The sequence below is a fragment of the Burkholderia sp. AU45274 genome (assembly GCF_030482505.1).
Lineage (GTDB): Bacteria > Pseudomonadota > Gammaproteobacteria > Burkholderiales > Burkholderiaceae > Burkholderia.
This window is the reverse complement of the sequence record NZ_JAUJQE010000007.1, coordinates 339,960-365,415: the sequence shown is the minus strand read 5'-3', so window position 1 is coordinate 365,415 and position 25,456 is coordinate 339,960. Positions and strand designations below refer to the sequence as shown.

Here is a 25,456-nt window from a genome sequence, read left to right as displayed (position 1 = left end):
TCCTTATGCGTAATGGTGAACGTGGACGTCGGCGCACGCGGGCACCGCGCGGCCGTCTTCGGTGAAGAGATGGCAGGCCGCGGCCGGCGCATGCACACGCACGCGTTCGCCGCTGCGCACCTGCGCGTCGCCGGGCACCTTCGCGATGATCGAGTGGCCGCCGGGCTGGTCGAGATGCACGTAGGTCTGTTCGCCGAGGCGTTCGACGAGCGCGACGTCGCGCGCGAGCGCCGTCGTGTCGTGTGCGGCGCCGAGCGTCAGGTGTTCGGGGCGAATGCCGAGCGTCACGGTGGCGCCCGCACCGAGCGCCGAGCCGTCACGTGGCAGTACGAAGGTTTCGCCGGACGGCGTGAGCGTGACGGTCGTGCGATGCGCGTCGCAGGCGGTCACGACGGCCGGCAGGAAGTTCATGCGCGGCGAACCGATGAAGCCCGCGACGAAGCGGCTCGCCGGGTGGTGGTAGAGGTCGAGCGGCGCACCGACCTGCGCGATGCTGCCGTGCTGCGCGGTATCGGCGCCGGCGTGCAGCAGCACGATCTTGTCGGCGAGCGTCATCGCTTCGGTCTGGTCGTGCGTCACGTAGACGACGCTCGCGCGTTCGAACTGCCGGTGCAGCTTCGCGATCTCGATGCGGGTCTGGCCGCGCAGCGCGGCGTCGAGATTCGACAGCGGCTCGTCGAACAGGAATACGCCGGGCTCGCGCACGATCGCGCGGCCGATCGCGACGCGTTGCCGTTGTCCGCCCGACAGCGCCTTCGGCTTGCGATCGAGCAGCGTGTCGAGCTGCAGGATGCGCGCGGCATCGCGCACCTTCCGGTCGATCTCGGCCTTCGGCACGCGCGCGAGCTTCAGTCCGAACGCCATGTTCTCGTAGACCGTCATGTGCGGAAACAGCGCGTAGCTCTGGAACACCATCGCGACGCCGCGTTCGGCGGCCGGCACGTCGTCGACGCGGCGGCCGTCGATCGACAGCTCGCCCGCGCTCAGATCCTCGAGCCCGGCGATCATCCGCAGCAACGTCGACTTGCCGCATCCGGACGGCCCGAGGAACACGCAGAACTCGTGCGCGCCGATCTCCAGATCGACGTCGCGAATGACCGGCGCGTGATCGCCATAGGCTTTCTGCACGCGCCGCATCGAGATGCTCGCCATTGTCTCCGCTCCATGTTCTAATGCGCTTTCATCAGTGATTAAGCGCTTAATCATCGCGATCAAAAAAAGAGGCGATGCGATCGCGGCCGAGTCGCGCCCGTCGGTCGGGCGGCAGGGTGTGCGGCGATAGTGCGCCGCTTCGGTGAGCGAAGCAAATACTGGATAGACGTCTCATATAGTGAGCAAGAAATGGCAACCCTGGATGAAGTGGCGCGCCGCGCCGGCGTGACGGCCGCGACCGTGTCGAACGTGCTGCGCGACCGCGGCCGGGTGGGCGAGGCGACGCGGGCGCGGGTGCTGGAGGCCGTGGCGGCGCTCGGGTATCGCCCGCATCTCGCCGCGCGGGCGCTGGCGGAAGGGCGCGCGCCGACGGTCGCGCTGATGGTGTCGAGCATCGCGAACCCGTTCTATCCGGAGTTCGCGCTGGCGGTCGAGCGCGCGGTGCGGCGCAACGGGCAGTTCCTGATCGTCTGCAACACGAACGAAGATCCGTTGCAGGGGCGTGCGTATCTCGACCAGATCGCCGGCACGGTCTCCGAAGGCATTCTCGTGACCAATGCGAACCTGCATCTGCCGGATCTGCGCGACGTGGCGGCACGCGGCGTGCCGGTCGTGCTGTGTCTGTGGGAGCGGCCGGAGGCGCCGCCCGATGGATTGCCGTGCGTCGCGATCGATTTCCGCGAGGCGGGGCGGATCGCGACGCGGCACTTGCTCGAACTGGGTCACGAGCGCATCGGCGTGATCGTCGGCGGGTCGGCGAGCGGCGTGCAGGCGGCGCGCTACGACGGCTTCGTCGACGTGATGCGCGAAGCGGGGCTCGATGCGTCGATCGTCGCGGCCGAGCCCGATTCGATCGAAGGCGGCGTGCGCGCGGCGGGGTGGTTGCTCGATGCGCACCCACGGTTGACCGCGCTGGTCGCGACCAACGACCTGCCGGCGATCGGCGCGATGCATGTGGCGGCTGATCGCGGCCGGCGTGTGCCCGATGATCTGTCGATCGTCGGGATCACCGACATTCACCTGGCGAGCGACACGCGGCCCACGCTGACGACCGTCGCGATCCCGACCGCCGAGGCCGCCGGACTCGCGGTCGAACTGCTCAATGCGCTGCGCGAGGCGGGTGGTCACAGCGACGCGGCATCGCGCGTGCGGACCGCGTCGCTACCGAGGCTGGTGGTGCGGGGTACGACCGGGCGTGTGGCGGGCGGGGGCGCGACACCTTCGGTTTGACGCGTGGCGGCGGCGAGTAGGTTGAGGTCACTGTCGTGATCGTTGCGACCCGGTGTCGGGTGGCGCCCGCCTTGGCAAACGGCACACGGCGAGCGGCAAACGCACCGCCGTCCTCACCCGCCTTCGACGAGCTGCATCACGATGCTTCTAGCCGACTCCAGATGCGCGACCGTCATCGAGCGCGCCGCACGCGCATTGCGTTCGCGGCAGGCCTGCAGGATCTCCTCGTGCTCGACCTGGAACGACGGCGTATCGGCGAGCAGCGTGGCCTGCAGGCGCTCGTACCGTTCAACCTGGCTGCGCAGCTCCGCGATCGTCTTCAACTGCCGCGCGTTGCCGCAGCATGAATACAGCAGGGAGTGGAATTCGCGGTTCAGTTCGCCCTGCCGGCGCGGCACGGCCGCATCGCCAAGCAAACGATGGACGAGTTCGGCGCGCGCAAGCGTCTCGTCGTCGAGCCGCTTCACGCTCCGGTAGATCGCGTCGCCTTCGAGCAGCGTGCGCAGGTCGTAGATTTCCTGCACGTCCGACGCACTCAGCATGCGCACGACCGCGCCGCGATTCCTGAAGATGTCCAGCAAGCCTTCGCGCTCCAGGCGCTGGATCGCCTCGCGCATCGGAATCCGGCTGATGCCGAACCGGTCGGCCAGGTCGCGCTCGACGAGCCGCTCGCCGGCTTCCAGCTCGCCGTTGATGATCATGTCCCGCAACGAGGCGGCGACCGCGTCCGCCGTGGAATCGAGTTTGGCTTCCATGCCTGCATGTTCCGTCAATTTGGAATAATGGTATACCAAATGAGAATCCGGTGCCAAAATGGCGAGCGCAGGCGGGCTTCGCAAAGCGACATCCGGCCCGGCCGAAGCAACCCACATCAATGGAGAGCGAGATGGCATCTGGCGAACACACGTATCGCGTCGCAGTAGAGTGGACGGGCAATCGCGGCACCGGCACGTCGGGGTATCGCGAGTACGGCCGCGATCATCTGATCCGGGCCGGTTCCAAGCCGGATATTCCCGGTTCGTCCGACGCGGCGTTTCGCGGCGACGCCGCGCGCTGGAATCCGGAAGACCTGTTGCTGGCGTCGGCATCGGCGTGCCACAAGCTCTGGTACCTGCATTTGTGCTCGGAAGCGGGTATTCGCGTGCTTGCGTATGTCGACAACGCGGAAGGCACGATGGTCGACAGTGCCGATGAAGGCCGCTTCACGGAAATCGTGCTGCGCCCGCATGTGACGATCCAGGCCGGCGACGATCGCGAACGGGCGGCACATCTGCATCATGACGCGCACGCGAAGTGCTATATCGCGAACTCGGTCAACTTCCCGATCCGCTGCGAACCGGTGATCGAGTTCGCCGCCGCGTGACGCCGACACCCGCCTGAGTGAAATCGACGATGAAGCTCTTCTACTACCCCGGCAATGCCAGCATGGCGCCGCACATCGTGCTGGAAGAAATCGGCAAGCCGTTCGAACTTGAATTCGTCGACCGCACGAACGACCAGCACAAGTCGCCGGACTACCTCGCGCTCAATCCGAACGGGCTCATCCCGGTGCTGGTCGACGGCGACATGGTGCTGTACGAAGCCGCCGCCATTTGTCTGCATCTCGCCGATACACATCCCGAGCAGCGGCTTGCACCCGCACTCGGCACGCCGGAACGCGCGCAGTTCTACAAATGGCTCATGTGGCTCACCAACACGCTGCAGGCGACACTGATCGCGTATTTCTATCCGGAGCGCTGGGTCGATGTGGGCAACGCGGCCGGCGCCGCGCAGGTGAAGGCACACGCGGAGGCGAGAATCGCGGCGTTGCTGGATCAGCTCGACCGCCAGCTGGAGACGAGCGGCGGCCCGTGGCTGCTCGGTGCGCACTACACGGTGCTCGATCCGTATGCGCTGATGCTGTGCCGCTGGACGCGCGGCTTTGCCGAGCCGGCGCGGCAACGGCCGGTACTCGGCGGCTATCTGCAGCGGGTGATCGCACGCCCGGCGAGCCAGCGGGCGTTGCAGACCGAAGGGCTCGTGCAGCCCTGGGTGTAACGCGTCATGGCGGCAGCATGCGCGTCACTCGATGCGCATGCGTGCTGGGCGATCCGGGAACGGCAGCGGCCGCGACGTCGCGAACTCAGCGTCGGCGTCAGTGTCACAGCGCGACGCCATACACCTCCCGCGCCGCCGCGCGAATCGCATCGGCCATCATCGCGACGGCCGGCGAATGCAGCCGGTCGGTGCGCGTGATGATCCCGAAATCGTCCATCCGGCAATCCATCTCCAGCGGCAGCACCGTGACGATCCCGTGCCGCGCGTAGTAACGCGCGACGTCCTCGGCCAGCACCGCGATCATGTCGCTCTGTTCGAGCAGCTGCGTGATGAACAGCAGCGCGGACGTCTCGACGAGGTTCGCCGGCGGCGCGAGGCTCGCGCGCTGGAACACGAGATCGAAGCGGTGGCGCAGCACGCTGCCGGCCGGCGGTACGACCCACGCGGCGCGCTGCACGTCCGCGAGCGACAGCGGCGCCTGCGCGAGCAGCGGATGGCCGGGCCTCACGACCGCGGCGACCGACTCGCCGGTCAGCGGCTCGTAGCGCAGCCGCAGCTTGTCGTGTTCGGCGGAGAGCCGGCCGATCACGATGTCGATTTTTTCCTGCGCGAGATGTTCGAGCAGCACGTTGCTGGTGTCGATCTCGACCGACACGTGCAAGCCGGCATGCGTGCCCTTCACCGCGGCGACGGCCGGCGGCACGAGCCGCAGGCCCGGTGACGTGATCGCCCCCACCGCCACGTGCCCGAGATGGCCGGCCTTCAGCGCGGCCAGCTCCTCGTGCGCCTGGTCGAGGCTGCCGAGCGCCGCGCGCGCATGGCGGATCAGCGCGTCGCCGTAGAGCGTCGGCCGCATCCCGCGCGGCAGGCGCTCGAACAGCACCGCGCCGATCGATTCCTCGAGTTCGCGCAGCAGCTTCGACGCGGCCGGCTGCGTCATGTTCAGCGCGGCCGCCGCGCGGTGAATGCTGCCTTCGTCGGCGAGCGCGACGACCAGCAGAAGCTGGCGCGTCTTCAGGCGGCCACGGTTTCCCCACGGGCTGGCTTCGGGCATCGTACGGGTTTATATCGATATCGGAATCGATATCGTAATCGCCAAAAACGTCATTAGCCAGTTATCAAAATTCTGCCTAGACTGCGCCGGTATCCCGTCACCACAGGACTGACGATGTCGGCAACGAAACCCAGGCTGCGCTCCACCCAATGGTTCGGCACGAACGACAAGAACGGCTTCATGTACCGGAGCTGGATGAAGAACCAGGGCATCCCCGATCACGAGTTCGACGGCCGGCCGATCATCGGCATCTGCAATACGTGGTCCGAACTGACGCCGTGCAACGCGCACTTCCGCAAGCTCGCCGAGCACGTGAAGCGCGGAATCTCCGAGGCGGGCGGCTTCCCGGTCGAGTTCCCGGTGTTCTCGAACGGCGAATCGAACCTGCGCCCGTCGGCGATGCTCACGCGCAACCTCGCGTCGATGGACGTCGAGGAGGCGATCCGCGGCAACCCGATCGACGCGGTCGTGCTGCTCGCCGGTTGTGACAAGACGACGCCCGCGCTGCTGATGGGCGCGGCGAGCTGCGACGTGCCGGCGATCGTCGTGTCGGGCGGGCCGATGCTGAACGGCAAGCTGGAGGGCAAGAACATCGGCTCCGGCACCGCCGTGTGGCAACTGCACGAAGCGCTGAAGGCCGGCGAGATCGACGTTCATCACTTCCTGTCGGCGGAGGCCGGGATGTCGCGTTCGGCCGGCACCTGCAACACGATGGGCACCGCGTCGACGATGGCGTGCATGGCCGAGGCGCTCGGCGTCGCGCTGCCGCACAACGCGGCGATTCCGGCCGTCGATTCGCGCCGCTACGTGCTCGCGCACATGTCCGGCATCCGCATCGTCGAGATGGCGCTCGAAGGGCTCGTGCTGTCGAAGATCCTCACGCGCGCGGCGTTCGAAAACGCGATCCGCGCTAACGCGGCGATCGGCGGCTCGACCAACGCGGTGATCCACCTGAAGGCGATCGCGGGCCGCATCGGCGTGCCGCTCGAACTGGAAGACTGGATGCGCATCGGCCGCGACACGCCGACGATCGTCGACCTGATGCCGTCGGGGCGCTTCCTGATGGAAGAGTTCTATTACGCGGGCGGGCTGCCGGCGGTGCTGCGCCGGCTCGGCGAGGGCGGGCTGCTGCCGAACCCGGATGCGCTGACGGTGAACGGCAAGTCGCTGTGGGACAACGTGCGCGAAGCACCGAACTACGACGACGAAGTGATTCGCCCGCTCGACCGGCCGCTGATCGCGGACGGCGGCATCCGCATCCTGCGCGGCAATCTCGCGCCGCGCGGCGCGGTGCTGAAGCCGTCGGCGGCGAGCCCCGAGCTGCTCAAGCATCGCGGCCGCGCGGTGGTGTTCGAGAACCTCGACCACTACAAGGCGACGATCAACGATGAGGCGCTCGACGTCGACGCAAGCTCGGTGATGGTGCTGAAGAACTGCGGGCCGCGCGGTTATCCGGGGATGGCCGAGGTCGGCAACATGGGGTTGCCGCCGAAGCTGCTGCGTCAGGGCGTGAAGGACATGGTGCGGATTTCCGACGCGCGGATGAGCGGCACCGCGTACGGCACGGTCGTGCTGCACGTCGCGCCGGAAGCCGCCGCCGGCGGGCCGCTCGCAGCCGTGCGCAACGGCGACTGGATCGAGCTCGACTGCGAGGCCGGCACGCTGCATCTCGACATTACGGATGACGAACTGCAGCGCCGCCTGTCGGACGTCGATCCGACCGCGGCGCCGGGCGTGGCCGGCCAGCTCGGCAAGGGCGGCTACGCGCGGCTGTACATCGATCACGTGCTGCAGGCCGACGAGGGGTGCGACCTCGACTTCCTGGTCGGCACGCGCGGCGCGGAAGTGCCGAGCCATTCGCATTGAGCGGCTGCGCGGCAGCCGGTCGCGGGCTTTCCCGGCCTGCGCAACGTGAAACCGTAAACGCATGACGGCCGGTCGTCACCGAGGCCGAAGCAGGACGCGAACCATGACATCGAGCAGCACGCCGCGCTATCGTGGCATCTTCCCCGTCGTTCCGACGACGTTTACCGATACGGGTGAACTCGACCTCGCGAGCCAGAAGCGCGCGGTCGATTTCATGATCGACGCGGGCTCGGACGGGCTGTGCATCCTCGCGAACTTCTCCGAGCAGTTCGCGATTACCGACGACGAGCGCGACGTGCTCACGCGCACGATCCTCGAGCACGTCGCGGGCCGCGTGCCGGTGATCGTCACGACGTCGCATTACAGCACGCAGGTGTGCGCGGCGCGCAGCCTGCGCGCGCAGCAGCTCGGCGCAGCGATGGTGATGGCGATGCCGCCGTACCACGGCGCGACGTTCCGCGTGCCCGAAGCGCAGATCTTCGAGTTCTATGCGCGCGTGTCCGACGCGATCGCGATTCCGATCATGGTCCAGGACGCGCCCGCGAGCGGCACCGCGCTGTCGGCCTCGTTCCTCGCGCGGATGGCACGCGAGATCGAGCAGGTCGCGTACTTCAAGATCGAGACGCCGGGCGCCGCGAACAAGCTGCGCGAGCTGATCCGGCTCGGCGGCGATGCAATCGAAGGGCCGTGGGACGGCGAGGAGGCGATCACGCTGCTCGCCGACCTGCACGCGGGTGCGACCGGCGCGATGACGGGCGGCGGGTTTCCGGACGGCATCCGGCCGATCCTCGAAGCGTGGCGCGACGGCAGGCATGACGACGCCTATGCGCGCTACCAGGCCTGGCTGCCGCTGATCAACCACGAGAACCGCCAGTCCGGGATCCTCACCGCGAAGGCGCTGATGCGCGCAGGCGGCGTGATCGCGTGCGAGCGGCCGCGGCACCCGATGCCGGAACTGCATCCGGACACGCGCGCGGAACTGCTCGCGATCGCGCGCCGGCTCGACCCGCTCGTGCTGCGCTGGGCGCACTGAACGGTCACCGAACGATTCGCGAAGGAGGCATGCACGATGAGTGATCAGGTTTCGCTGGGGGTCGTCGGCATCGGCAAGATTGCGCGCGACCAGCATCTGCCGGCGATCGACGCCGAACCGGGTTTCAGGCTGACCGCGTGCGCAAGCCGTCACGCGGAAGTCGCCGGCGTGCGCAACTATCGCGACCTGCGCGCGCTGCTGGCCGCCGAGCGCGAGCTCGATGCCGTGTCGCTGTGCGCGCCGCCGCAGGTGCGCTATGCGCAGGCGCGCGCCGCGCTCGAAGCCGGCAAGCACGTGATGCTCGAGAAGCCGCCGGGCGCGACGCTCGGCGAAGTGGCCGTGCTGGAGGCGCTCGCGCGCGAACGCGGCCTCACGCTGTTCGCGACCTGGCATTCGCGCTGCGCGAGTGCGGTGGAGCCGGCCCGCGCCTGGCTCGCGACGCGCGCGATCCGCGCGGTGCAGGTGCGCTGGAAGGAGGATGTGCGGCGCTGGCATCCGGGGCAGCAATGGATCTGGGAGCCGGGCGGCCTCGGCGTGTTCGACCCGGGCATCAACGCACTGTCGATCGTCACGCGCATCCTGCCGCGCGAGCTCGTGCTGCGCGAGGCGACGCTCATCGTGCCGAGCGACGTGCAGACGCCGATCGCCGCTGAGCTCGATTGCGCGGATACCGACGGCGTGCCGGTGCGCGCGGAATTCGACTGGCGGCACGGCCCGGTCGAGCAATGGGAGATCGCGGTCGACACGGCCGACGGCGTGCTCGCGATCAGCCGCGGCGGCGCGCAGTTGTCGATCGCGGGCGAGCCGGTCGAGCTCGGGCCCGAACGCGAGTATCCGGCGCTGTATGCGCACTTCCATGCGCTGATCGCGCGTGGCGAAAGCGACGTCGACGTGCGGCCGCTGCGGCTCGTCGCCGATGCGTTCCTGTTCGGCCGGCGCGTGCAGGCCGACGCGTTCGGCCGCTGATCACGCGGGCGCGCCCCGGCGCGATCGCACACGACGAATCATTACGGCACAAGCCGATATCAAGGAGACACCGCATGAACCGCACGACTCACACGATTCGCCGCCATACCCTGCGCGCGCTGCTGGCCGCACTGTGCATCGCGCCGCTCGGCATGCAGGGTGCCGCGCGCGCCGACGCGCCGCTGAAGATCGGCTTCCTGGTGAAGATGCCCGAGCAGGCGTGGTTCATCAACGAGCAGAACGCGGCGTCCGCGCTCGGCCAGAAGGAGAATTTCTCGGTCGTGAAGATCGGCACGCCCGACGGCGAGAAGGTGCTGGCCGCGATCGACAACCTCGGCTCGCAGGGCGCACAGGGCTTCGTGATCTGCGCGCCGGACGTGCGCCTCGGCCCGGCGATCGCCGCGCGTGCGAAGCGCTACAACATGAAGTTCGTGACCGTCGACGACCAGCTCGTCGATTCGACCGGCAAGCCGCTGCCGAACGTGCCGCATCTCGGGATGTCGGCGACCAAGATCGGCAACCAGGTCGGCCAGGCCATTGCCGACGAGATGAAGCGGCGCGGCTGGAAGCCCGAGGAAGTCGGCGCGCTGCGGATCACGAACTACGAGCTGCCGACCGCGAAGCTGCGTACCGACGGCGCGACGCAGGCGCTGCTCGCGAGCGGTTTCCGCAAGGAGAACATCTTCGACGCGCCGCAGAAGACGACCGACGACGAAGGCGGCTTCAGCGCGGCCGCGCCGGTGCTAGCGCGCCATCCGAACGTGAAGAAGTGGGTGGTCTACGCGCTGAACGAGGAAACCGTGCTCGGCGCGGTGCGCGCGACCGAGCAGCTGCATATCCCGGCGGCCGACGTGATCGGCGTGGGCATCAACGGCGCGGGCGAGGCGTTCGCCGAATTCCAGAAGAAGGAGCCGACCGGCTTCTACGGGACGATCGCGGTCAGCTCGACGAACCACGGCAAGGACAGCACGCAGAATCTCGTCGAATGGATTCGCGGCGGCAAGACGCCGCCGGCCGACACGCAGACGAGCGGCAAGCTGATGACGCGTGCGAACTGGCAGGCCGTGCGCGCCGAGCTCGGCATCTGAGCGCACGAGGCGAGAACGCGATGACGACGCAGACGATGACGGCCGTATCCGGCAATGATCGCGACACCGGCGGCGATGCCGGCGCGTCGCCGCCGGGCGGCCCGCTGCTCGCGCTCGACGGCATCACGGTGACGTTCCCGGGCGTGCGCGCGCTCGACGCCGTGTCGCTGTCGGTGCGCGCGGGCGAAGTGCACGGGCTGATGGGCGAGAACGGCGCGGGGAAGTCGACGCTGCTGAAGGTGCTGTCCGGCGTGAACCAGCCGCAGGCCGGCACGCTGACGCTGAATGGCACGGTGCAGCGCTTCGCGTCGACGCGCGCGGCGCTGGAGGCCGGCATCGCGATCATCTACCAGGAGCTGCATCTGGTGCCCGAGCTGACGGTCGCCGAAAACCTGATGCTCGGGCAACTGCCGAGCCGGCTCGGCGTGGTCGACGAACGCACGCTCGCCGCGCGCGCGCTCGATGCGCTGGAGCGGCTCGGCGAGCACATCGATCCGGGCATTCCGGTGAAGTACCTGTCGATCGGCCAGCGCCAGATGATCGAGATCGGCAAGGCGCTGATGCGCGACGCGCGCGTGATCGCGTTCGACGAGCCGACGAGTTCGCTGTCCGCGCGCGAAACCACGCAGCTGTTCCGGATCATCCGCGCGCTGCGGGCGGAAGGCCGCGCGATCATCTACGTCACGCACCGGATGGAGGAAGTGTACGAACTGTGCGACCGCGTGACGGTGTTCCGCGACGGCCGCCGCATCGACACGTTCGATTCCGTCACCGATCTCGATCGCGACCGGTTGATCGGCTGCATGGTCGGTCGCTCGATCGAGGACGTGTACGGCTACCGGCCGCGCGCGGCCGGCGACGTGCTGATCGAGGCGAAAGGGCTGGCGGGGCCCGGGTTGTCCGAGCCCGTGTCGTTCACCGCGCGGCGCGGCGAGATCGTCGGCTTCTTCGGGCTCGTCGGCGCGGGCCGCTCGGAGCTGATGAAGCTGCTGTACGGCGCCGCGCGCCCGAGCGCGGGGCACGTCGAGCTGAACGGGAAGCGGGTCGCGTTCGGGAGCCCGCGCGACGCGGTGCGCGCCGGTCTCGCGCTGTGCCCGGAAGACCGCAAGCAGGAGGGCATCGTCGCGATCGCGTCGGTGGCCGACAACCTGAACATCAGCGCGCGCCGGCATTTCAGCCCGGCGCGGGTGCTGCTCGACGGGCGGCGCGAACGCGAACTCGCGCAGCGCTACATCGAGCGGCTCGCGATCAAGACCCGCGACGGCGACACGCCGATCGGCGCGCTGTCCGGCGGCAACCAGCAGAAGGTCGTGCTCGCGCGCTGGCTGGCCGAGCGCATCGACGTGTTCCTGATGGACGAGCCGACGCGCGGCATCGACGTCGGCGCGCGCGCGGAAATCTACAACCTGTTCTACGAACTCGCGGAAGCGGGCCGCACGGTGATCCTCGTGTCGAGCGACCTGGCCGAGGTGATCGGCGTGTCGGACCGGATCATCGTGATGAAGCAAGGACGGATCGCGGGCGAGGTCGCGAAGGCGCAGGCGACGCCCGACGCGCTGATCAAGCTCGCGCTGCCGCGCTAGCGCCCCGCAACGATCAACCGGATGCAAACGACATGAGCCAGGCAATGCAACCCCAACGCACTTCCCCGTCCCCCGATGCCGCCGTCGCACCTGCGCGAGCGCGCGGCGGCGTGTGGCAGCTGATCAACCGCTCCGGCATCGTGATGGTGTTTCTCGTGCTGTTCGCGACGCTGTCGCTGACCGTGCCGGACTTCCTCACGCCGCGCAACATCCAGGGCCTGCTGCTGTCGGTCACGCTGATCGGCTCGATCGCGGTGACGATGATGTTCGTGCTCGCGCTCGGCGAGGTCGACCTGTCGGTCGCGTCGATCGTCGCGTTCTCGGGCGTCGTCGCGTCGACGCTGATCACCGCGACGCACAGCGTCGTGCTCGGCATCGCGGGCGGCGTGCTCGCGGGCGGCGCGGTCGGGCTCGTCAACGGCGTGCTGATCGCGCGCTGGCGGATCAACTCGCTGATCGTCACGCTTGCGATGATGGAAGTCGTGCGCGGGCTCGCGTTCATCACGTCGAACGGCGACGCGGTGATGATCTCCGAGGAACGCTTCTTCGATCTCGGCGGCGGCTCGTTCCTCGGCATCTCGTATCCGATCTGGAGCAACATCGTCGGCTTCGTCGTGTTCGGCTTCCTGCTGCGCAAGACGGTGTTCGGCAAGAACGTGCTCGCGGTGGGCGGCAACGGCGAGGCCGCGCTGCTCGCGGGGCTGCCGGTGATGCGCATCAAGATCACCGTGTTCGTGCTGCAGGGGCTCGTGACGGGTTTTGCCGGCGTAATGCTCGCGTCGCGGATGAGCCTGGGTGACCCGAAGACGTCGGTCGGGCTCGAGCTCGGCGTGATTTCCGCGTGCGTGCTGGGCGGCGTGTCGCTGACGGGCGGCGTCGCGACGATCTCCGGCGTGCTGGTCGGCGTGCTGATCATGGGCTCCGTCCAGGACGCGATGAGCCTGCTGAACGTGCCGACGTTTTACCAATATCTGATACGCGGCGGAATTCTGTTGCTCGCGGTGCTGTTCGACCAGTATCGTCGCAACCAGCGGCGCGCGATGAAGATCTGATCCCTGGCGAACGCGCGGCCGCCTGCATAAGCGACAGATATCGGGAGACGGCATGCAACAGATTCATCCGGCCGGGCAGGCGACGCTGCTGGCGGACACCCGCAACACGCTCGGCGAAGGTGCGACGTGGTGCGACAGGACGCACGCGCTGTATTGGGTGGACATCGAAGGCGCGCAACTGTGGCGCTGCCGCGCGGACGGTTCGGACCTTACCCCGTGGGCGATGCCCGAACGACTCGCGTGCTTCGCGCTGACCGACGACCCGGACGTCCTGCTCGTCGGGCTCGCGACGCATCTCGCGTTCTTCAATCTGCGCAGCGGCGCGTTCACGCGGATCGTCGACGTCGAGCCCGATCTGCCGACGCGGCTGAACGACGGGCGCTGCGACGGCTCCGGCGCGTTTGTGTTCGGGATGAAGGACGAAGGCGCCGAGCCGCCGAAAGCGGTCGGCGGGTTCTACCGGCTCAATGCCGATCTCACGCTGGAGCGGCTCGCGTTGCCTGCGGCCGCGATTGCGAACAGCATCGGGTTCTCGCCGGATGGCACGAAGATGTATTTCTGCGATTCGCTGGTGCGCGAGATTTTTGTGTGCGATTACCGTGCGGGCGGCGATGTCGCGAACGTGCGGTCGTTTGCGCGGCTGACCGATGCGAACGGCGATCCGGACGGCTCGATCGTCGATCGCGACGGCGGCCTGTGGAATGCACAGTGGGGTGGGCGGCGGGTCGTGCGTTATGGGCCGGACGGGGGCGAGACGGATCGCGTTGCCGTGCCGACCGCGCAGCCGAGCTGTGTGGCGCTCGATGGTGAAGGTCGGTTGTACGTGACGAGTGCGCGTGTCGGGCTGAGCGACGATGCGCTGGCGGGCGACGCGCACGCGGGCGGCGTGTTCGTCGCGCAGACGCGGCACGCGGGGATGGCGACGGCGCGGTTTGCGGGGACACGTACTGGATGAATGGCGCGTGTGGACGGCAGGTTCTATCGGCTGGCAACCCGAAGTGGCGCAGAACGACGAAAGCCCCCGGCTTGTGAAGGTTCGGGGGCTTTTCTTTTGGACCCAATCACCACAATTAAAATAAAGGTAGTCGGGCACGAATCCAGTCCCATTTGGTAGGCGGAATCGAAACCAACTGCATCACATCACTGCTTGAGCTATCGTAATATACGATACCGCCAACACCATCTACCAATTCTCGCTCGGTTGCCGAATTTGCGTAGTATGAAAAATAGCGTTGAGCGCGCAATTCTCCAGCCCCATCGAAAAGCTGAAATCTCACTTCATGCCCATTCCGAATATTCGCGCCACACAATTTTGCGTAATATTCCACGCCTCCAAACTCTTTCTTTCCTCCATTCAGTTCTTTTTCAAAAAAATCACACCGACCATAATTGGGCCTGGTCATATGAATGGAGGCGCCAGTCAGCAAAAACACAAGAATGGCTAGCCCAGTGATTCTGATGGCGTTAATCTGCATATTTCACCAAGTTTTATTTCAATAGGTTTCTTCAGCTTCAGATAGACGGGTTTTGAATATATCATAAAGTCCCCGCCCATATGATGCTTGGTGCGCCACCGACTGTAGTCGGAGTTGTAGACCGGATAGAACACGTCAGGCTCTTTGAACTTTCCGAAAAAGCTTTTTCTCGTGTCTACGGGCTTGTTGATGCTTTTTACCCAGATATCCACATCAGTATCACGCTTTGGTGAGCTAGACGTCGACCCACTTATCATAGGCCCCGGCGCGATGATCACGCCGCGCTTATTCCAATGCCCCAGATATTGAATCCCATTAAATGAGTAATTGTCTTTCACGTAAACGTACATGTGCGTAATTTTTGCGATGGCATCCAGGCAATAAAAGTTGTTCGTTTTTTCGTATCTAAAGTATTTTTCACCGGAAATTTCAAGATTGCCTATGGCTGCGTATATATTAAAATTCGCCAGAGCTCCCGTCAGGTCGGTTGGTGTGAGATTTTCGAGCGTGTCCCAATTGCTGATCGAGGCAAGCTGAAATTGCCAATCGATATGAAATTGACGGATATCAGACAGAAATCGAGTCGTATTGATGTTGAGATCTGCCCCTCTGTAATCTGAGAACATCTTGTTAATTTTTGTCAGAATTTTTGTTCTTGCTTCGACTATAGCGGCGTCACGATAAATGTCGTCAGAAAGAAGTCTTTCATATTTTCTCCGAACGCTTCCAAATTTCAACGTCCAGTCAAGGGTTACACTATTGCTGTCTATTGGTTGAATTGATTTTGCATTATCATTGTAAGTGTGTTCGGAGCTGGCAAACCAAGCGCGTGCGAGTTTGGCTGATACTTTCCAGCCCAAGTTGTCCATCGCAATAGTTATATCTTGCAAATCAAAAGGCGGGGGATTTTCGCAAACTTCGGCCTCGTCTTGCTTTGGTGGTTCCTTGGTCTTTGGCGGTTGCTTTGGCTGCGGTGTTTCTGCTTGGTTCCGAGTTTTGGGCGGCTCCACTACCGGCTTTGGTGGCAGCGGAGGGGGAGGCGGCGGTTTTTCGCCTGGAGCTAGTCTATCGATTGATACAGTTTTTTGAGTCTCAAGCGGGATGCATCCTTGTGCGCCCTCGTACTTCTTCAACTCTGGTCCTAGCAAACCTTTTTGCGGTTTATAGTAAGGAATCTTTTTTACGTCAGCCATAAATAGATTTCGCCAATGGATTAATCGATTATTTCAGGGTGGTTGGTGATTAACAGAACCTCCGTCCCATATTGGTTCTTGTCGGTTCCAGTGTCGAAGTCGCTTCGCCCTGTGAAGGTTGGAATGAAGCTGTTCTTTTACCCCGTCGTGAAGTGCTGAACCATTTTCAAGATGAGAATCGATGTCTTTTGGTAATTTAATTAGTATGTCGGCCGGTAATTTCGTACTGATACGAGGTAACTGAGGACATGGAGGTGCGCTGAACGTGATGTCGCGACTATGCGTTCGCGCCCCGACGTACTGGTAAGATGGCCCGCAATTCCATCCCGCCCGCACCATGAGTTCCGCACCGACCAAGCCCGCGAATCCGAAGACCGCCGCGAAAACCGCCACGAAGCCCGCCGCCCGCGCGACGGGCGACAAGCCGAAGGCGCGCGTGCAGCAGCGCCTGACCTACGTGATCGGCGGTCTCGACCGGCTGCTGCGTCGCCACATGACCGACGCGCTCGCCCCGCTTGGCATCACGCTCGCGCAATACACGGCGCTGTCGGTGCTCGAGGCGCGCGGCGCATCGTCGAACGCGCAACTGGCCGAGCGCTCGTGGATCACGCCGCAATCGGCGAACGAAGTGATGAGCGTGATGGCCGCCCGCGGCTTCGTCACGCGCGAAGCCGACCCGTCGCACGGCCGCATCATCCTGCTGACGCTGACCGACGAAGGCGCGGCGATGCTGCGTGAATGCGAAGCAGTCCTGCGCCCGCTCGAGACGCGCATGCTCGGCGACGTCTCCGCCGACACCGCCGCGGACGTGCAGCGCGCGCTCGAACTGTTCTCGCGCAACCTGCGCGGCTGACCGCCTTCCGAACCTTCATCGCGCCGGCCCGTGCGGGCCGCGTTCGCGTTGCCGGTCGCCTGACCGTTCCCCGATTCCGTCGCCTCCTGCCGCTTTCCGCTCCGGGTTTACACCGGCGCGCGTGCCGCTTGCAATATCAGGTAGCCTGATATTAAATGAAGCCGTCCGCAGCAGGAATGCTGCGCACCGAATCGCACCGGAAACGAACGACAGGAACCGACATGAGCAAGTACGACAACCGCTGGCAGACCGTTGAAGTGAACGTGGAGGCTGGCATCGCGTGGGTGACGTTGAATCGCCCCGAGAAGCGCAACGCAATGAGCCCGACGCTGAACCGGGAGATGCTGGAAGTCCTCGACGCAGTCGAGTTCGACGACGAGGCGAAGGTGCTGGTGCTGACCGGCGCGGGCGCCGCGTGGACGGCCGGCATGGATCTGAAGGAGTACTTCCGCGAGATCGACGGCGGCTCCGACGCACTGCAGGAAAAAGTGCGCCGCGACGCATCGGAATGGCAATGGCGTCGCCTGCGGATGTACAACAAGCCGACGATCGCGATGGTGAACGGCTGGTGCTTCGGCGGCGGTTTCTCGCCGCTCGTCGCGTGCGACCTCGCGATCGCGGCCGACGAAGCCGTGTTCGGGCTGTCGGAGATCAACTGGGGCATCCCGCCCGGCAACCTCGTCAGCAAGGCGATGGCCGACACGGTCGGGCACCGCCGCGCGCTGCACTACATCATGACCGGCGACACGTTCACCGGCGTGGAAGCTGCCGACATGGGCCTCGTGAACAACAGCGTGCCGCTGGCCGAACTGCGTGACGCGACGATCGCGCTTGCGGCGCGGCTGATGGACAAGAACCCGGTCGTGCTGCGTGCGGCAAAACACGGCTTCAAGCGCTCACGCGAACTCACGTGGGAGCAGTGCGAGGATTACCTGTACGCGAAGCTCGACCAGGCGCAGCTGCGTGACCCGGAGCGCGGCCGCGAGCAGGGTCTGAAGCAGTTCCTCGACGACAAGACGATCAAGCCGGGCCTGCAGGCTTACAAGCGCTGACACACGCGCCGATGCAGCCGCCGGCGTCCCCGCCGGCGTAATCGCAAGAGACAGGCAAGGCAGGAGACGACATGACCGACAGACGGATGCTGATCGGCGGCGAGTGGTGCAACGCTCGCGACGGCCGCACTTTCGACCGATTCAACCCCGCGACGGGCGCGCTGGCGTCACGCGCGCCGGCGGCCGGCGTGGCCGACGCCGACGCGGCGATCGACGCCGCACACCGCGCGTTTCCCGCCTGGTCGGCGCTTGCGCCGACCGAGCGCCGCCGGCTGCTGCTGAAGGCGGCCGACCTGATGGACGCGCGCATCGACGCGTTCATCGCGACCGGCGTAGCCGAAACCGGCGCGACGCCGGGCTGGATCGGCTTCAACGTGACGCTCGCGGCGAACATGCTGCGCGAGGCCGCGTCGATGACGACGCAGATCGCCGGCGACGTGATTCCGTCCGACGTGCCCGGCAATCTCGCGCTCGCGATGCGCGTGCCGTGCGGCGTCGTGCTCGGCATCGCGCCGTGGAACGCGCCGGTGATCCTCGGCACGCGCGCGCTCGCGATGCCGCTCGCGTGCGGCAACACGGTCGTGCTGAAGGCATCCGAAGCGTGCCCCGGCGTGCATGCGCTGATCGGCGCGGTGCTGGACGAAGCGGGGCTCGGCGCGGGCGTGGTCAACGTGATCACGCACGCGGCGGCCGACGCACCCGAACTCGTCGAGCGGCTGATCGCGCATCCGCACGTCAAGCGCATCAACTTCACCGGCTCGACGCATGTCGGGCGCATCATCGCGCGCCATGCGGCGGCGCACCTGAAACCGGTGCTGCTCGAACTCGGCGGCAAGGCGCCCGTGCTCGTGCTGGACGATGCCGATCTCGACGCGGCCGTCGACGCGATCGCGTTCGGCGCATTCTTCAACCAGGGGCAGATCTGCATGTCGACCGAGCGCGTGATCGCGGCGCGGCCGATTGCAGACGCGCTCGTCGAACGCCTCGCCGCGAAGGCGCGCACGCTGGTCGCGGGCGATCCGCTGGCCGGCCATCCGCTCGGCACGATGGTCGACGCGGCGGCCGCCGCGCGTGCGGCGGCGCTCGTCGAGGATGCGCGGGCGCATGGCGCGAATTTGCCGCTCGGCTGTCGCGTCGAAGGTGCGACGATGCAGCCGGCGATCGTCGACGGCGTGACGCGCGACATGCGGCTGTATCGCGAGGAATCGTTCGCGCCGGTCGTCGCGATCCTGCGCGCGGACAGTGACGACGAAGCGGTCGCGCTCGCGAACGACAGCGAGTTCGGGCTGTCGGCGAGCGTGTTCAGCCGCAACGTCGCGCGCGCGATGGCGGTCGCGCGCCGGATCGAATCGGGGATCTGCCACATCAACGGGCCGACCGTGCACGACGAGGCGCAGATGCCGTTCGGCGGCACGAAGGCAAGCGGCTACGGCCGCTTCGGCAGCCGTGCATCGATCGCCGAATTCACCGAGCTGCGCTGGATCACCGTGCAGACCACGCCGCGTCACTACCCGATATGAGCGAGGCGACGATGAATGTAGCGAAGCCTCCGGGTGATGCCGCACAAGATACCGGCGGCGTGCGTTATCGCGCGGCGGCCGTCGCCGTGGGCGCGGCCGAGATTCGTCGCGCGGAAAACGGCGCGTGGTACCTGCGTTCGCGCGAACCGCTCGGCGACTACCCGACGCGCCTGACCGACTGCCTCGTGAACGGCGCGCAAGCACACCCCGATCGCGTGCTGGCCGCGAAGCGCGGCGACGACGGCCGCTGGATCGAGATCACCTACGCGCAGATGCTCGAACGCGCCCGCGCGCTCGGACAGGGCCTCGTCGATCTCGGGCTGTCGGCCGAGCGACCGCTCGCGGTGCTGTCGGGCAACGACCTCGAGCATCTGCAGCTGATGTTCGCGGCGATGCTGGCCGGCGTGCCGTATTCGCCGATCTCGCCCGCGTATTCGCTGGTGTCGACCGACTACGGCAAGCTGCGTCATACGCTCGGCGTGCTGCGGCCGGGCGCGGTGTTCGTCGCCGAGCGCGCGCCGTTCGCGCGTGCGCTCGACGCCGTGTTGCCGGCTGATGCGGCGCTGATCGTCGCACACGACGACGATGCCAGTGTCGACGCCGACGGAAAAGGCCGCGCGGTGCCGCTCTCGCGCCTGCTCGCCACCCCCCCGCGCACGATCGACGCGATCCACGCGGCGATCGGCCCCGATCACCTCGCGAAGATCCTGTTCACGTCCGGATCGACGAAGCAGCCGAAGGCCGTGCCGACCACGCACCGGATGCTGTGCAGCAACCAGCAGATGCTGCGCCAGACGATGCCCGAACTGACATGCGAACCGCCGGTGCTGGTCGACTGGCTGCCGTGGAATCACACGTTCGGCGGCAGTCACAACCTCGGCATCGCGCTGTACAGCGGCGGCACGCTGTATATCGACGACGGCCGCCCGATGCCGGGCCGCTTCGACGAAACCGTGCGCAACCTGCGCGAGATCGCGCCGACGATCTACTTCAACGTGCCGAAAGGCTGGGAAGAACTGACGGCCGCGCTCGAACGCGATGCCGCGCTGCGCGACACGTTCTTCTCGCGCGTGAAGCTGTATTTCTTCGGCGGCGCGGGCCTGTCGCAGGCCGCGTGGGACCGGCTCGACCGCGTGACCGAAGCGCATTGCGGCGAGCGGATCCGGATCATGGCCGGCCTCGGGATGACGGAGGCCTCGCCGTCGTGCCTGTTCACGACCGGGCCGCTGATGCGCGCCGGCTATATCGGGCTGCCCGCGCCCGGCTGCGACGCGAAGCTCGTGCCGTGCGGCGGCAAGCTCGAACTGCGTTTCAAGGGGCCGAACGTGATGCGCGGCTACTGGCACGCGGACGTCGATCCGCGCGACGTGTTCGACGACGAAGGCTATTACCGCAGCGGTGATGCGGGCGTGTTTGCCGATCCCGAGCGGCCGGAACTCGGATTGATGTTCGACGGGCGGCTGACCGAGGATTTCAAGCTGAGCAGCGGCACCTTCGTCAGCGTCGGGCCATTGCGCGCGAACGCGGTGTCGAGCGGCGCGCCGTACGTGCAGGACGTGGTCGTCACCGGCATCAATCGCGACGACATCGGGCTGCTGGTGTTTCCGCGCGTCGACGCGTGCCGCGCGTTGGCGGGGCTCGCCGCCGATGCTTCGGTGACCGACGTGCTGCGCGCGCCGGCCGTGCGCGCGGTGTTCGAACAATGGCTCGTCGAGCTGAACCGGCAGGCGAGCGGCGGTTCGACGTTCGTCGCGCGCATCCGGCTGATCGACACGCCGCCGTCGCTCGACCTCGGCGAAGTGACCGACAAGGGTTCGCTGAACCAGGCCGCCGTGCAGAAGCATCGCGCGGCGACGATCGACGCGCTGTACGACCCGGCGCGGCGCGATCCCGACGTGATTTACGCGTAAGCAGTAAGCGCGAGCAGTAAGCATCAACAAGCACGCACAACGACCGGCCGGCCACGACACCGGCAGGCATGCTTGCGGCCAGTGAATCAGGCTGCCTGATAAAGGCGGCCGTTCAGACGACACCTCGCGCGCCGCTTCGCCACTGGCCGGCGACGGCGCGCGGTGGCCGTTGCATGGTCGACCGATTACAAGACATGGGACTGGAGACACGATGAACACCTACGTAGCGGAAAAATCCACGGTCGCGACCACGCTCGCGCTGTGTTTCGCGATCGCACTTCTCGAAGGGCTCGACCTGCAGTCGGTCGGCGTCGCCGCGCCGCGCATGGCGCGCGAATTCGGGCTGTCCGTATCGCAGATGGGCATCGCGTTCAGCGCGGGCACCTTCGGGCTGTTGCCGGGCGCGATGCTCGGCGGGCGGCTCGCCGACCGGATCGGCCGCAAGCGCGTGCTGATCGCATCGGTCGTGCTGTTCGGGCTGCTGTCGATCGCCACCGCGCAGGTATCGACGTTCGCGATGCTCGTCGTCGTGCGCGTGCTGACCGGCATCGGCCTCGGCGGCGCGATGCCGAACCTGATCGCGCTGTCGTCCGAAGCGGTCGAGCCGCGCTCGCGCAGCAGCGCGGTGGCCACGATGTACTGCGGGATCCCGTTCGGCGGCGTGATCGCGTCGGTGATCGGCGTGCTGCTCGCGGGCGACACCGAATGGCGACACATCTTCTACGTCGGCGGCGTGGGGCCGCTGCTGCTCGTGCCGCTGCTCGTGTGGTTCCTGCCGGAATCGCGTGCGTATCTCGACGTCGCCGGCACGCCGGCCGCGCGATCCAGCGTCGCGCGTACGCTGTTCGGCGACGGCCGCACCACATCGACGGTCGCGCTGTGGGTCAGCTACTTCTGCACGCTGATCGTCCTCTACTTCCTGCTGAACTGGCTGCCGTCGCTGATGGCCTCGCGCGGGCTCGATCGCGCACACGTCGGCCTCGTGCAGATCGCGTTCAACGTCGGCGCGGGGCTCGGCGCACTCGGCATCGGTGCGGCACTCGACCGGATGCGCGCGTCGCGCGTGGTCGGCGGCATGTACGTGGGGATCGTGCTGTCGCTCGCCGCGCTCGCGGCGGCGCCCGGTTTCGCGTCGCTCGCGGCCGCCGCGTTCGCGGCCGGGATGTTCGTCGTCGGCGGGCAGTCGGTGCTGTACGCGCTCGCGGCGATCTACTACCCGACCGCGATGCGCGGCACGGGTGTCGGCGCGGCGGTGGCAGTCGGCCGGCTCGGTTCCGTCGTCGGGCCGCTCGCGGCCGCGACGCTGCTGGCCGCCGGCCGCAGCGCGCCGGTCGTGATCGGCGCGAGCATTCCCGTCACGCTCGTCGCGGCCTTCGCTGCATTCGTGCTGATTCGCCGCCCGCAAGCCGGCGACTGATGGTTCGTTTTTTCAATGCGCGCCGTCAGAGCGCGCTTACTCAAGGTCTGGAGACGCAACGATGAAGACGAAGACAAGGAACGGCCTGCTGGCCGCCGGAGCGTGCTGCGCATTTGCCGCGCCGGTCGCGCATGCGCAGTCGAGCGTGACGCTGTACGGGATCATCGATACGGGCGTCGAATACGTGTCGCACGCGAACGCGGCAGGCGACCACGTCGTGCGGATGCCGGGCGTGACGGGCGAGCTGCCGTCGCGCTGGGGGCTGCGCGGCACCGAGGATCTCGGCGGCGGCTATCAGGCGGTGTTCACGCTCGAAAGCGGCTTCAACGTGCGCGGCGGCGATCTCGGCCAGGGCGGCCGGTTGTTCGGGCGGCAGGCATTCGTCGGGTTGAAGAGCGGCTTCGGCACGCTCGCGTTCGGGCGCCAGTACACGATGACCTACCTCGCGCTGCAGGGCGCGGACATCATCGGCCCTGACATCTACGGGCTCGGCTCGTTCGACGCGTACGTGCCGAATGGCCGCGCCGACAACGCGGTGACCTACGTCGGCGCGTATCGCGGCGTGACGTTCGGCGCCGCGTATTCGTTCGGCCGCGACGGCGCGGGCACCGGCAACTCGCCGGGGCAGGGCACGTGCGCGGGGCAGGTGCCGGGCGACGCGGTGCAGTGTCGCAACTGGTCGGTGATGCTCAAGTACGACAGCGCGTACTTCGGTGCGGCGGCGTCGTACGAGGAGCAGCGCGGCGGCACCGGCGCAGCCGCGAACTTCTTCGACGGCGTGGCGCCCGTTCCCTTCACCAGCAGCGGCGGCAAGGACGCGCGCACGCACGTGAGCGCGTACGCACAGGCGGCCGGCGCGAAGATCGGCGCGGGCTGGATCGGGCGGCGCGTGTCGACCGGTTCGCCGGCCGCGGCCGGTGCGCATTCGGATTTGTTCTTCGTCGGCGCATCGTATGCGGTGAAGCCGGATTTCGTCGTCGACGGCGAAGGCTACCGGATCGTCAACAGCGCGCACGACACACGCGCGACGATGGCCACGCTGCGCGCGACCTATCTGCTGACCAAGCGCACGGCCGTTTATGCGCAATCGTCGTATCTGTGGAACAGCGCGCATGCGCGCTACTCGGTCAGCGGCGGCGGGCCCGGCACGACGCCCGGCGCGGGGATGGGGCAGCTCGGCGCGATGGTCGGCGTGCGGCACATGTTCTGATTCACCGGCGTGACGAACCGAACGGGAGTTATCTTGAACAGGAAATCTGCATTCCTCTGTATTGCGCCGCTGTCCGCCGCCGCGATGCTCGCCGGTTGCGGCGGCGACGATTCGGTGAATTCCGCACCGACGCACCTGAGCGCCGCGACACCGGCCGCGATGGCGCAGACCTGCGACGCGCTCGCCGCGAAGCTCGCGTATGCGAACACGTCGTTCACGTCGGTGACGACCGCGGCCGCCGGCGCGCTCACGGTGGCGGGCAAACCGATCGCCGAGCACTGCGTGATCGCAGGGAAGATGAACGAGCGCGTGAGCACGGTCGACGGCAAGACCTATGCGATCGGCTTCGAAATGCGCTTGCCGAAGGCGTGGAACGGCCGCTTCTTCTACCAGGCGAACGGCGGCCTCGACGGCAACGTCGTGACCGCGACCGGCGAGATCGGCGGCGGCGGGCCGCTGACCGACGCGCTGAACCAGGGCTTCGCGGTGATCAGCTCGGATTCCGGGCACAGCGCCGCGCAGAACCCGTTGTTCGGCCTCGATCCGCAGGCGCGCATCGACTACGGCTACGGCGCGGTCGACGCGCTCACGCCGATGGCGAAGCAGGTGATCCGGCTCGCGTACGGCAAGGCGCCCGATCGCAGCTATTTCGGCGGCTGCTCGAACGGCGGCCGTCACGCGATGGTCACGGCGGTGCGCAACCCGGCCGACTACGACGGCATCATCGCGGGCGATCCGGGCTTTCATCTGCCGAAAGCGGCGATCGGCGAGATGTACGGCGCGCAGCAGTTCGCGAAGATCGCATCGGCGACCGGCTCGAACGGGTTGCCGGATATCCGCAGCGGCTTCAATGACGCGGAGCGGCAGTTCGTCGGCGCGAAGATCCTCGAGAAATGCGATGCGCTCGACGGCGCGGCCGACGGGATGGTGCAGGACGTCGCCGCTTGCCAGGCGCATTTCAGCGTCGATGCGGACATCCCGACCTGCGCGAACGGCACGCGCACGGGCGCATGCCTGACGACCGCGCAGAAGACCGCGCTCGGGAACGTGTTCACGGGTGCACGCAACAGCGCGGGCACGGCGCTCTACGCGGGCTTTCCGTACGATCCGGGCATCGCCGGCGGCGGCTGGGCCGCGTGGAAGCAGTCGAATTCGATCACGCTCGACCCGGCCGCGATGGCGTTCACGTTCATGTCGCCGCCAAAAACCGCCGCGGCGCTCGCGAACCTGCCCGGTTTCGCGCTCGGCTTCGACATGGACAACGACGCGCCGGCGATCTTCGCGACCAGCGGCGTGTACACGCAATCCGCGTGGACGTTCATGACGCCGCCCGACGAAACCAACCTGTCCGCGCTGAAGGCGCGCGGGGCGAAGCTGCTCGTCTATCACGGCACCGGTGACCCGGTGTTCTCGTTCGACGACACGCGCGACTGGTACGCACGGGTCGCGCAGGCGAACGGCGGCGATGCGTCGGATTTCGCGCGCTTCTATCCGGTGCCGGGGATGAACCACTGCTCGGGCGGGCCGGCGGCCGACCAGTTCGACCTGCTGACGCCGCTCGTCGCGTGGGTCGAGCAGGGGCAGGCGCCCAATGCGGTGGTGGCCACCGCGCGCGATGCGACGAACGTGGCGCCGAATGCTGACGTGCCCGCGTCATGGGGCGCGGGACGTACGCGGCCGCTGTGTCCGTATCCGCAGGTGGCGCGCTACAACGGGTCGGGCGACGTGAATTCGGTGGCGAGCTTCAGTTGCCGCTGACGTAGCC

Annotated in this window: 22 protein-coding genes; 17 read left to right on the top strand and 5 right to left on the bottom strand. The window is 67.0% G+C overall.

Features of this window, described 5'->3' with window-relative positions:
- Positions 1 to 3: 3 nt before the first annotated feature.
- Positions 4 to 1,152 carry an ABC transporter ATP-binding protein gene (locus tag QZM35_RS25695; protein ID WP_089475927.1) on the bottom strand — a complete coding sequence of 383 codons (1,149 nt, stop codon included), beginning with the start codon at positions 1,150 to 1,152 and terminating at the stop codon, positions 4 to 6.
- Positions 1,153 to 1,341: 189 nt separating this feature from the next.
- On the opposite strand from QZM35_RS25695, the gene QZM35_RS25690 reads away from it, so the two are divergent.
- Positions 1,342 to 2,382 carry a LacI family DNA-binding transcriptional regulator gene (locus tag QZM35_RS25690; RefSeq protein ID WP_301777046.1) on the top strand — a complete coding sequence of 347 codons (1,041 nt, stop codon included), beginning with the start codon at positions 1,342 to 1,344 and terminating at the stop codon, positions 2,380 to 2,382.
- Positions 2,383 to 2,495: 113 nt separating this feature from the next.
- On the opposite strand, the gene QZM35_RS25685 is transcribed toward QZM35_RS25690, so the two are convergent.
- The gene (locus tag QZM35_RS25685; RefSeq protein WP_089428751.1) at positions 2,496 to 3,137 is read right to left on the bottom strand and encodes a GntR family transcriptional regulator; all 642 of its coding nucleotides are present in this window, start codon (positions 3,135 to 3,137) and stop codon (positions 2,496 to 2,498) included.
- Between the two features lie 131 nt (positions 3,138 to 3,268).
- On the opposite strand from QZM35_RS25685, the gene QZM35_RS25680 reads away from it, so the two are divergent.
- Together QZM35_RS25680 and QZM35_RS25675 are read left to right on the top strand one after the other, a co-directional pair.
- The gene (locus QZM35_RS25680) at positions 3,269 to 3,745 is read left to right on the top strand and encodes an OsmC family protein (protein WP_089428752.1); all 477 of its coding nucleotides are present in this window, start codon (positions 3,269 to 3,271) and stop codon (positions 3,743 to 3,745) included.
- A gap of 29 nt (positions 3,746 to 3,774) precedes the next feature.
- Positions 3,775 to 4,419, top strand: a complete 645-nt coding sequence (locus tag QZM35_RS25675; protein ID WP_301777045.1) for a glutathione S-transferase family protein — start codon at positions 3,775 to 3,777, stop codon at positions 4,417 to 4,419.
- A gap of 103 nt (positions 4,420 to 4,522) precedes the next feature.
- Here the strand turns inward: QZM35_RS25675 and QZM35_RS25670 are convergent, their stop codons facing one another.
- The gene (locus QZM35_RS25670) at positions 4,523 to 5,473 is read right to left on the bottom strand and encodes a LysR substrate-binding domain-containing protein (protein ID WP_089428754.1); all 951 of its coding nucleotides are present in this window, start codon (positions 5,471 to 5,473) and stop codon (positions 4,523 to 4,525) included.
- 114 nt (positions 5,474 to 5,587) lie between these two features.
- Between QZM35_RS25670 and QZM35_RS25665 the strand changes: the two genes are divergently transcribed.
- The 7 genes from QZM35_RS25665 (at position 5,588) to QZM35_RS25635 (ending at position 14,016) form a co-directional block, all read left to right on the top strand.
- On the top strand, positions 5,588 to 7,339 hold the full coding sequence (locus tag QZM35_RS25665) for an IlvD/Edd family dehydratase (protein ID WP_089428755.1): 1,752 nt from the start codon (positions 5,588 to 5,590) through the stop codon (positions 7,337 to 7,339).
- A gap of 103 nt (positions 7,340 to 7,442) precedes the next feature.
- Positions 7,443 to 8,372, top strand: a complete 930-nt coding sequence (locus QZM35_RS25660) for a dihydrodipicolinate synthase family protein (protein ID WP_301777044.1) — start codon at positions 7,443 to 7,445, stop codon at positions 8,370 to 8,372.
- A 36-nt stretch (positions 8,373 to 8,408) separates the two neighbouring features.
- On the top strand, positions 8,409 to 9,338 hold the full coding sequence (locus QZM35_RS25655; protein ID WP_089428757.1) for a Gfo/Idh/MocA family protein: 930 nt from the start codon (positions 8,409 to 8,411) through the stop codon (positions 9,336 to 9,338).
- A 74-nt stretch (positions 9,339 to 9,412) separates the two neighbouring features.
- Positions 9,413 to 10,426: an arabinose ABC transporter substrate-binding protein gene (locus QZM35_RS25650; RefSeq protein ID WP_089428758.1), complete on the top strand. Its 1,014-nt coding sequence runs from the start codon at positions 9,413 to 9,415 to the stop codon at positions 10,424 to 10,426.
- Positions 10,427 to 10,446: 20 nt separating this feature from the next.
- On the top strand, positions 10,447 to 12,009 hold the full coding sequence (araG, locus tag QZM35_RS25645; RefSeq protein ID WP_301777043.1) for an L-arabinose ABC transporter ATP-binding protein AraG: 1,563 nt from the start codon (positions 10,447 to 10,449) through the stop codon (positions 12,007 to 12,009).
- A gap of 32 nt (positions 12,010 to 12,041) precedes the next feature.
- Complete coding sequence (gene araH, locus QZM35_RS25640; protein WP_089475916.1) at positions 12,042 to 13,061, top strand: L-arabinose ABC transporter permease AraH; 1,020 nt, start codon at positions 12,042 to 12,044, stop codon at positions 13,059 to 13,061.
- A gap of 52 nt (positions 13,062 to 13,113) precedes the next feature.
- Positions 13,114 to 14,016, top strand: coding sequence for an SMP-30/gluconolactonase/LRE family protein (locus tag QZM35_RS25635; protein WP_301777042.1), 903 nt, complete (start codon positions 13,114 to 13,116; stop codon positions 14,014 to 14,016).
- Between the two features lie 115 nt (positions 14,017 to 14,131).
- Here the strand turns inward: QZM35_RS25635 and QZM35_RS25630 are convergent, their stop codons facing one another.
- Positions 14,132 to 14,536 (bottom strand): hypothetical protein, encoded by a 405-nt coding sequence (locus QZM35_RS25630; protein ID WP_143329910.1) that lies wholly within the window; start codon positions 14,534 to 14,536, stop codon positions 14,132 to 14,134.
- Positions 14,503 to 15,729: a DUF6402 family protein gene (locus QZM35_RS25625; RefSeq protein WP_301777041.1), complete on the bottom strand. Its 1,227-nt coding sequence runs from the start codon at positions 15,727 to 15,729 to the stop codon at positions 14,503 to 14,505. The genes QZM35_RS25630 and QZM35_RS25625 overlap by 34 nt, the downstream gene beginning before the upstream one ends.
- Before the next feature lie 337 nt (positions 15,730 to 16,066).
- Here QZM35_RS25625 and QZM35_RS25620 point away from each other — a divergent pair, with 337 nt between their 5' ends.
- The 7 genes from QZM35_RS25620 (at position 16,067) to QZM35_RS25590 (ending at position 25,449) form a co-directional block, all read left to right on the top strand.
- A complete protein-coding gene (locus QZM35_RS25620) occupies positions 16,067 to 16,582 on the top strand; it encodes a MarR family winged helix-turn-helix transcriptional regulator (RefSeq protein WP_301777040.1) in 516 nt (171 codons plus the stop codon).
- Positions 16,583 to 16,803: 221 nt separating this feature from the next.
- Entirely contained in the window at positions 16,804 to 17,634 is an 831-nt protein-coding gene (locus QZM35_RS25615) for a p-hydroxycinnamoyl CoA hydratase/lyase (RefSeq protein WP_301777039.1), read from the top strand.
- 71 nt (positions 17,635 to 17,705) lie between these two features.
- Positions 17,706 to 19,154, top strand: coding sequence for an aldehyde dehydrogenase (locus QZM35_RS25610; protein WP_301777038.1), 1,449 nt, complete (start codon positions 17,706 to 17,708; stop codon positions 19,152 to 19,154).
- An 11-nt stretch (positions 19,155 to 19,165) separates the two neighbouring features.
- A complete protein-coding gene (locus tag QZM35_RS25605; RefSeq protein ID WP_301777037.1) occupies positions 19,166 to 21,064 on the top strand; it encodes a feruloyl-CoA synthase in 1,899 nt (632 codons plus the stop codon).
- A gap of 211 nt (positions 21,065 to 21,275) precedes the next feature.
- The gene (gene mhpT, locus QZM35_RS25600) at positions 21,276 to 22,481 is read left to right on the top strand and encodes a 3-(3-hydroxy-phenyl)propionate transporter MhpT (RefSeq protein WP_089433518.1); all 1,206 of its coding nucleotides are present in this window, start codon (positions 21,276 to 21,278) and stop codon (positions 22,479 to 22,481) included.
- A gap of 61 nt (positions 22,482 to 22,542) precedes the next feature.
- Complete coding sequence (locus QZM35_RS25595) at positions 22,543 to 23,691, top strand: porin (RefSeq protein ID WP_089428768.1); 1,149 nt, start codon at positions 22,543 to 22,545, stop codon at positions 23,689 to 23,691.
- Positions 23,692 to 23,724: 33 nt separating this feature from the next.
- On the top strand, positions 23,725 to 25,449 hold the full coding sequence (locus tag QZM35_RS25590; RefSeq protein WP_301777036.1) for a tannase/feruloyl esterase family alpha/beta hydrolase: 1,725 nt from the start codon (positions 23,725 to 23,727) through the stop codon (positions 25,447 to 25,449).
- Positions 25,450 to 25,456 lie beyond the last annotated feature (7 nt).

Bases quoted from the DNA above. Each gene is read 5' to 3' on its own strand.
- QZM35_RS25675 (WP_301777045.1), top strand. From the start codon at position 3,775: ATGAAGCTCTTCTACTACCCCGGCAATGCCAGCATGGCGCCGCACATC.
- QZM35_RS25615 (WP_301777039.1), top strand. From the start codon at position 16,804: ATGAGCAAGTACGACAACCGCTGGCAGACCGTTGAAGTGAACGTGGAG.
- QZM35_RS25620 (WP_301777040.1), top strand. From the start codon at position 16,067: ATGAGTTCCGCACCGACCAAGCCCGCGAATCCGAAGACCGCCGCGAAA.
- QZM35_RS25650 (WP_089428758.1), top strand. From the start codon at position 9,413: ATGAACCGCACGACTCACACGATTCGCCGCCATACCCTGCGCGCGCTG.
- QZM35_RS25655 (WP_089428757.1), top strand. From the start codon at position 8,409: ATGAGTGATCAGGTTTCGCTGGGGGTCGTCGGCATCGGCAAGATTGCG.
- QZM35_RS25695 (WP_089475927.1), bottom strand. From the start codon at position 1,152: ATGGCGAGCATCTCGATGCGGCGCGTGCAGAAAGCCTATGGCGATCAC.
- QZM35_RS25660 (WP_301777044.1), top strand. From the start codon at position 7,443: ATGACATCGAGCAGCACGCCGCGCTATCGTGGCATCTTCCCCGTCGTT.
- QZM35_RS25635 (WP_301777042.1), top strand. From the start codon at position 13,114: ATGCAACAGATTCATCCGGCCGGGCAGGCGACGCTGCTGGCGGACACC.
- araG (WP_301777043.1), top strand. From the start codon at position 10,447: ATGACGACGCAGACGATGACGGCCGTATCCGGCAATGATCGCGACACC.
- mhpT (WP_089433518.1), top strand. From the start codon at position 21,276: ATGAACACCTACGTAGCGGAAAAATCCACGGTCGCGACCACGCTCGCG.
- QZM35_RS25605 (WP_301777037.1), top strand. From the start codon at position 19,166: ATGAATGTAGCGAAGCCTCCGGGTGATGCCGCACAAGATACCGGCGGC.
- QZM35_RS25610 (WP_301777038.1), top strand. From the start codon at position 17,706: ATGACCGACAGACGGATGCTGATCGGCGGCGAGTGGTGCAACGCTCGC.
- QZM35_RS25680 (WP_089428752.1), top strand. From the start codon at position 3,269: ATGGCATCTGGCGAACACACGTATCGCGTCGCAGTAGAGTGGACGGGC.
- araH (WP_089475916.1), top strand. From the start codon at position 12,042: ATGAGCCAGGCAATGCAACCCCAACGCACTTCCCCGTCCCCCGATGCC.
- QZM35_RS25595 (WP_089428768.1), top strand. From the start codon at position 22,543: ATGAAGACGAAGACAAGGAACGGCCTGCTGGCCGCCGGAGCGTGCTGC.
- QZM35_RS25625 (WP_301777041.1), bottom strand. From the start codon at position 15,729: ATGGCTGACGTAAAAAAGATTCCTTACTATAAACCGCAAAAAGGTTTG.
- QZM35_RS25670 (WP_089428754.1), bottom strand. From the start codon at position 5,473: ATGCCCGAAGCCAGCCCGTGGGGAAACCGTGGCCGCCTGAAGACGCGC.
- QZM35_RS25630 (WP_143329910.1), bottom strand. From the start codon at position 14,536: ATGCAGATTAACGCCATCAGAATCACTGGGCTAGCCATTCTTGTGTTT.
- QZM35_RS25690 (WP_301777046.1), top strand. From the start codon at position 1,342: ATGGCAACCCTGGATGAAGTGGCGCGCCGCGCCGGCGTGACGGCCGCG.
- QZM35_RS25665 (WP_089428755.1), top strand. From the start codon at position 5,588: ATGTCGGCAACGAAACCCAGGCTGCGCTCCACCCAATGGTTCGGCACG.
- QZM35_RS25685 (WP_089428751.1), bottom strand. From the start codon at position 3,137: ATGGAAGCCAAACTCGATTCCACGGCGGACGCGGTCGCCGCCTCGTTG.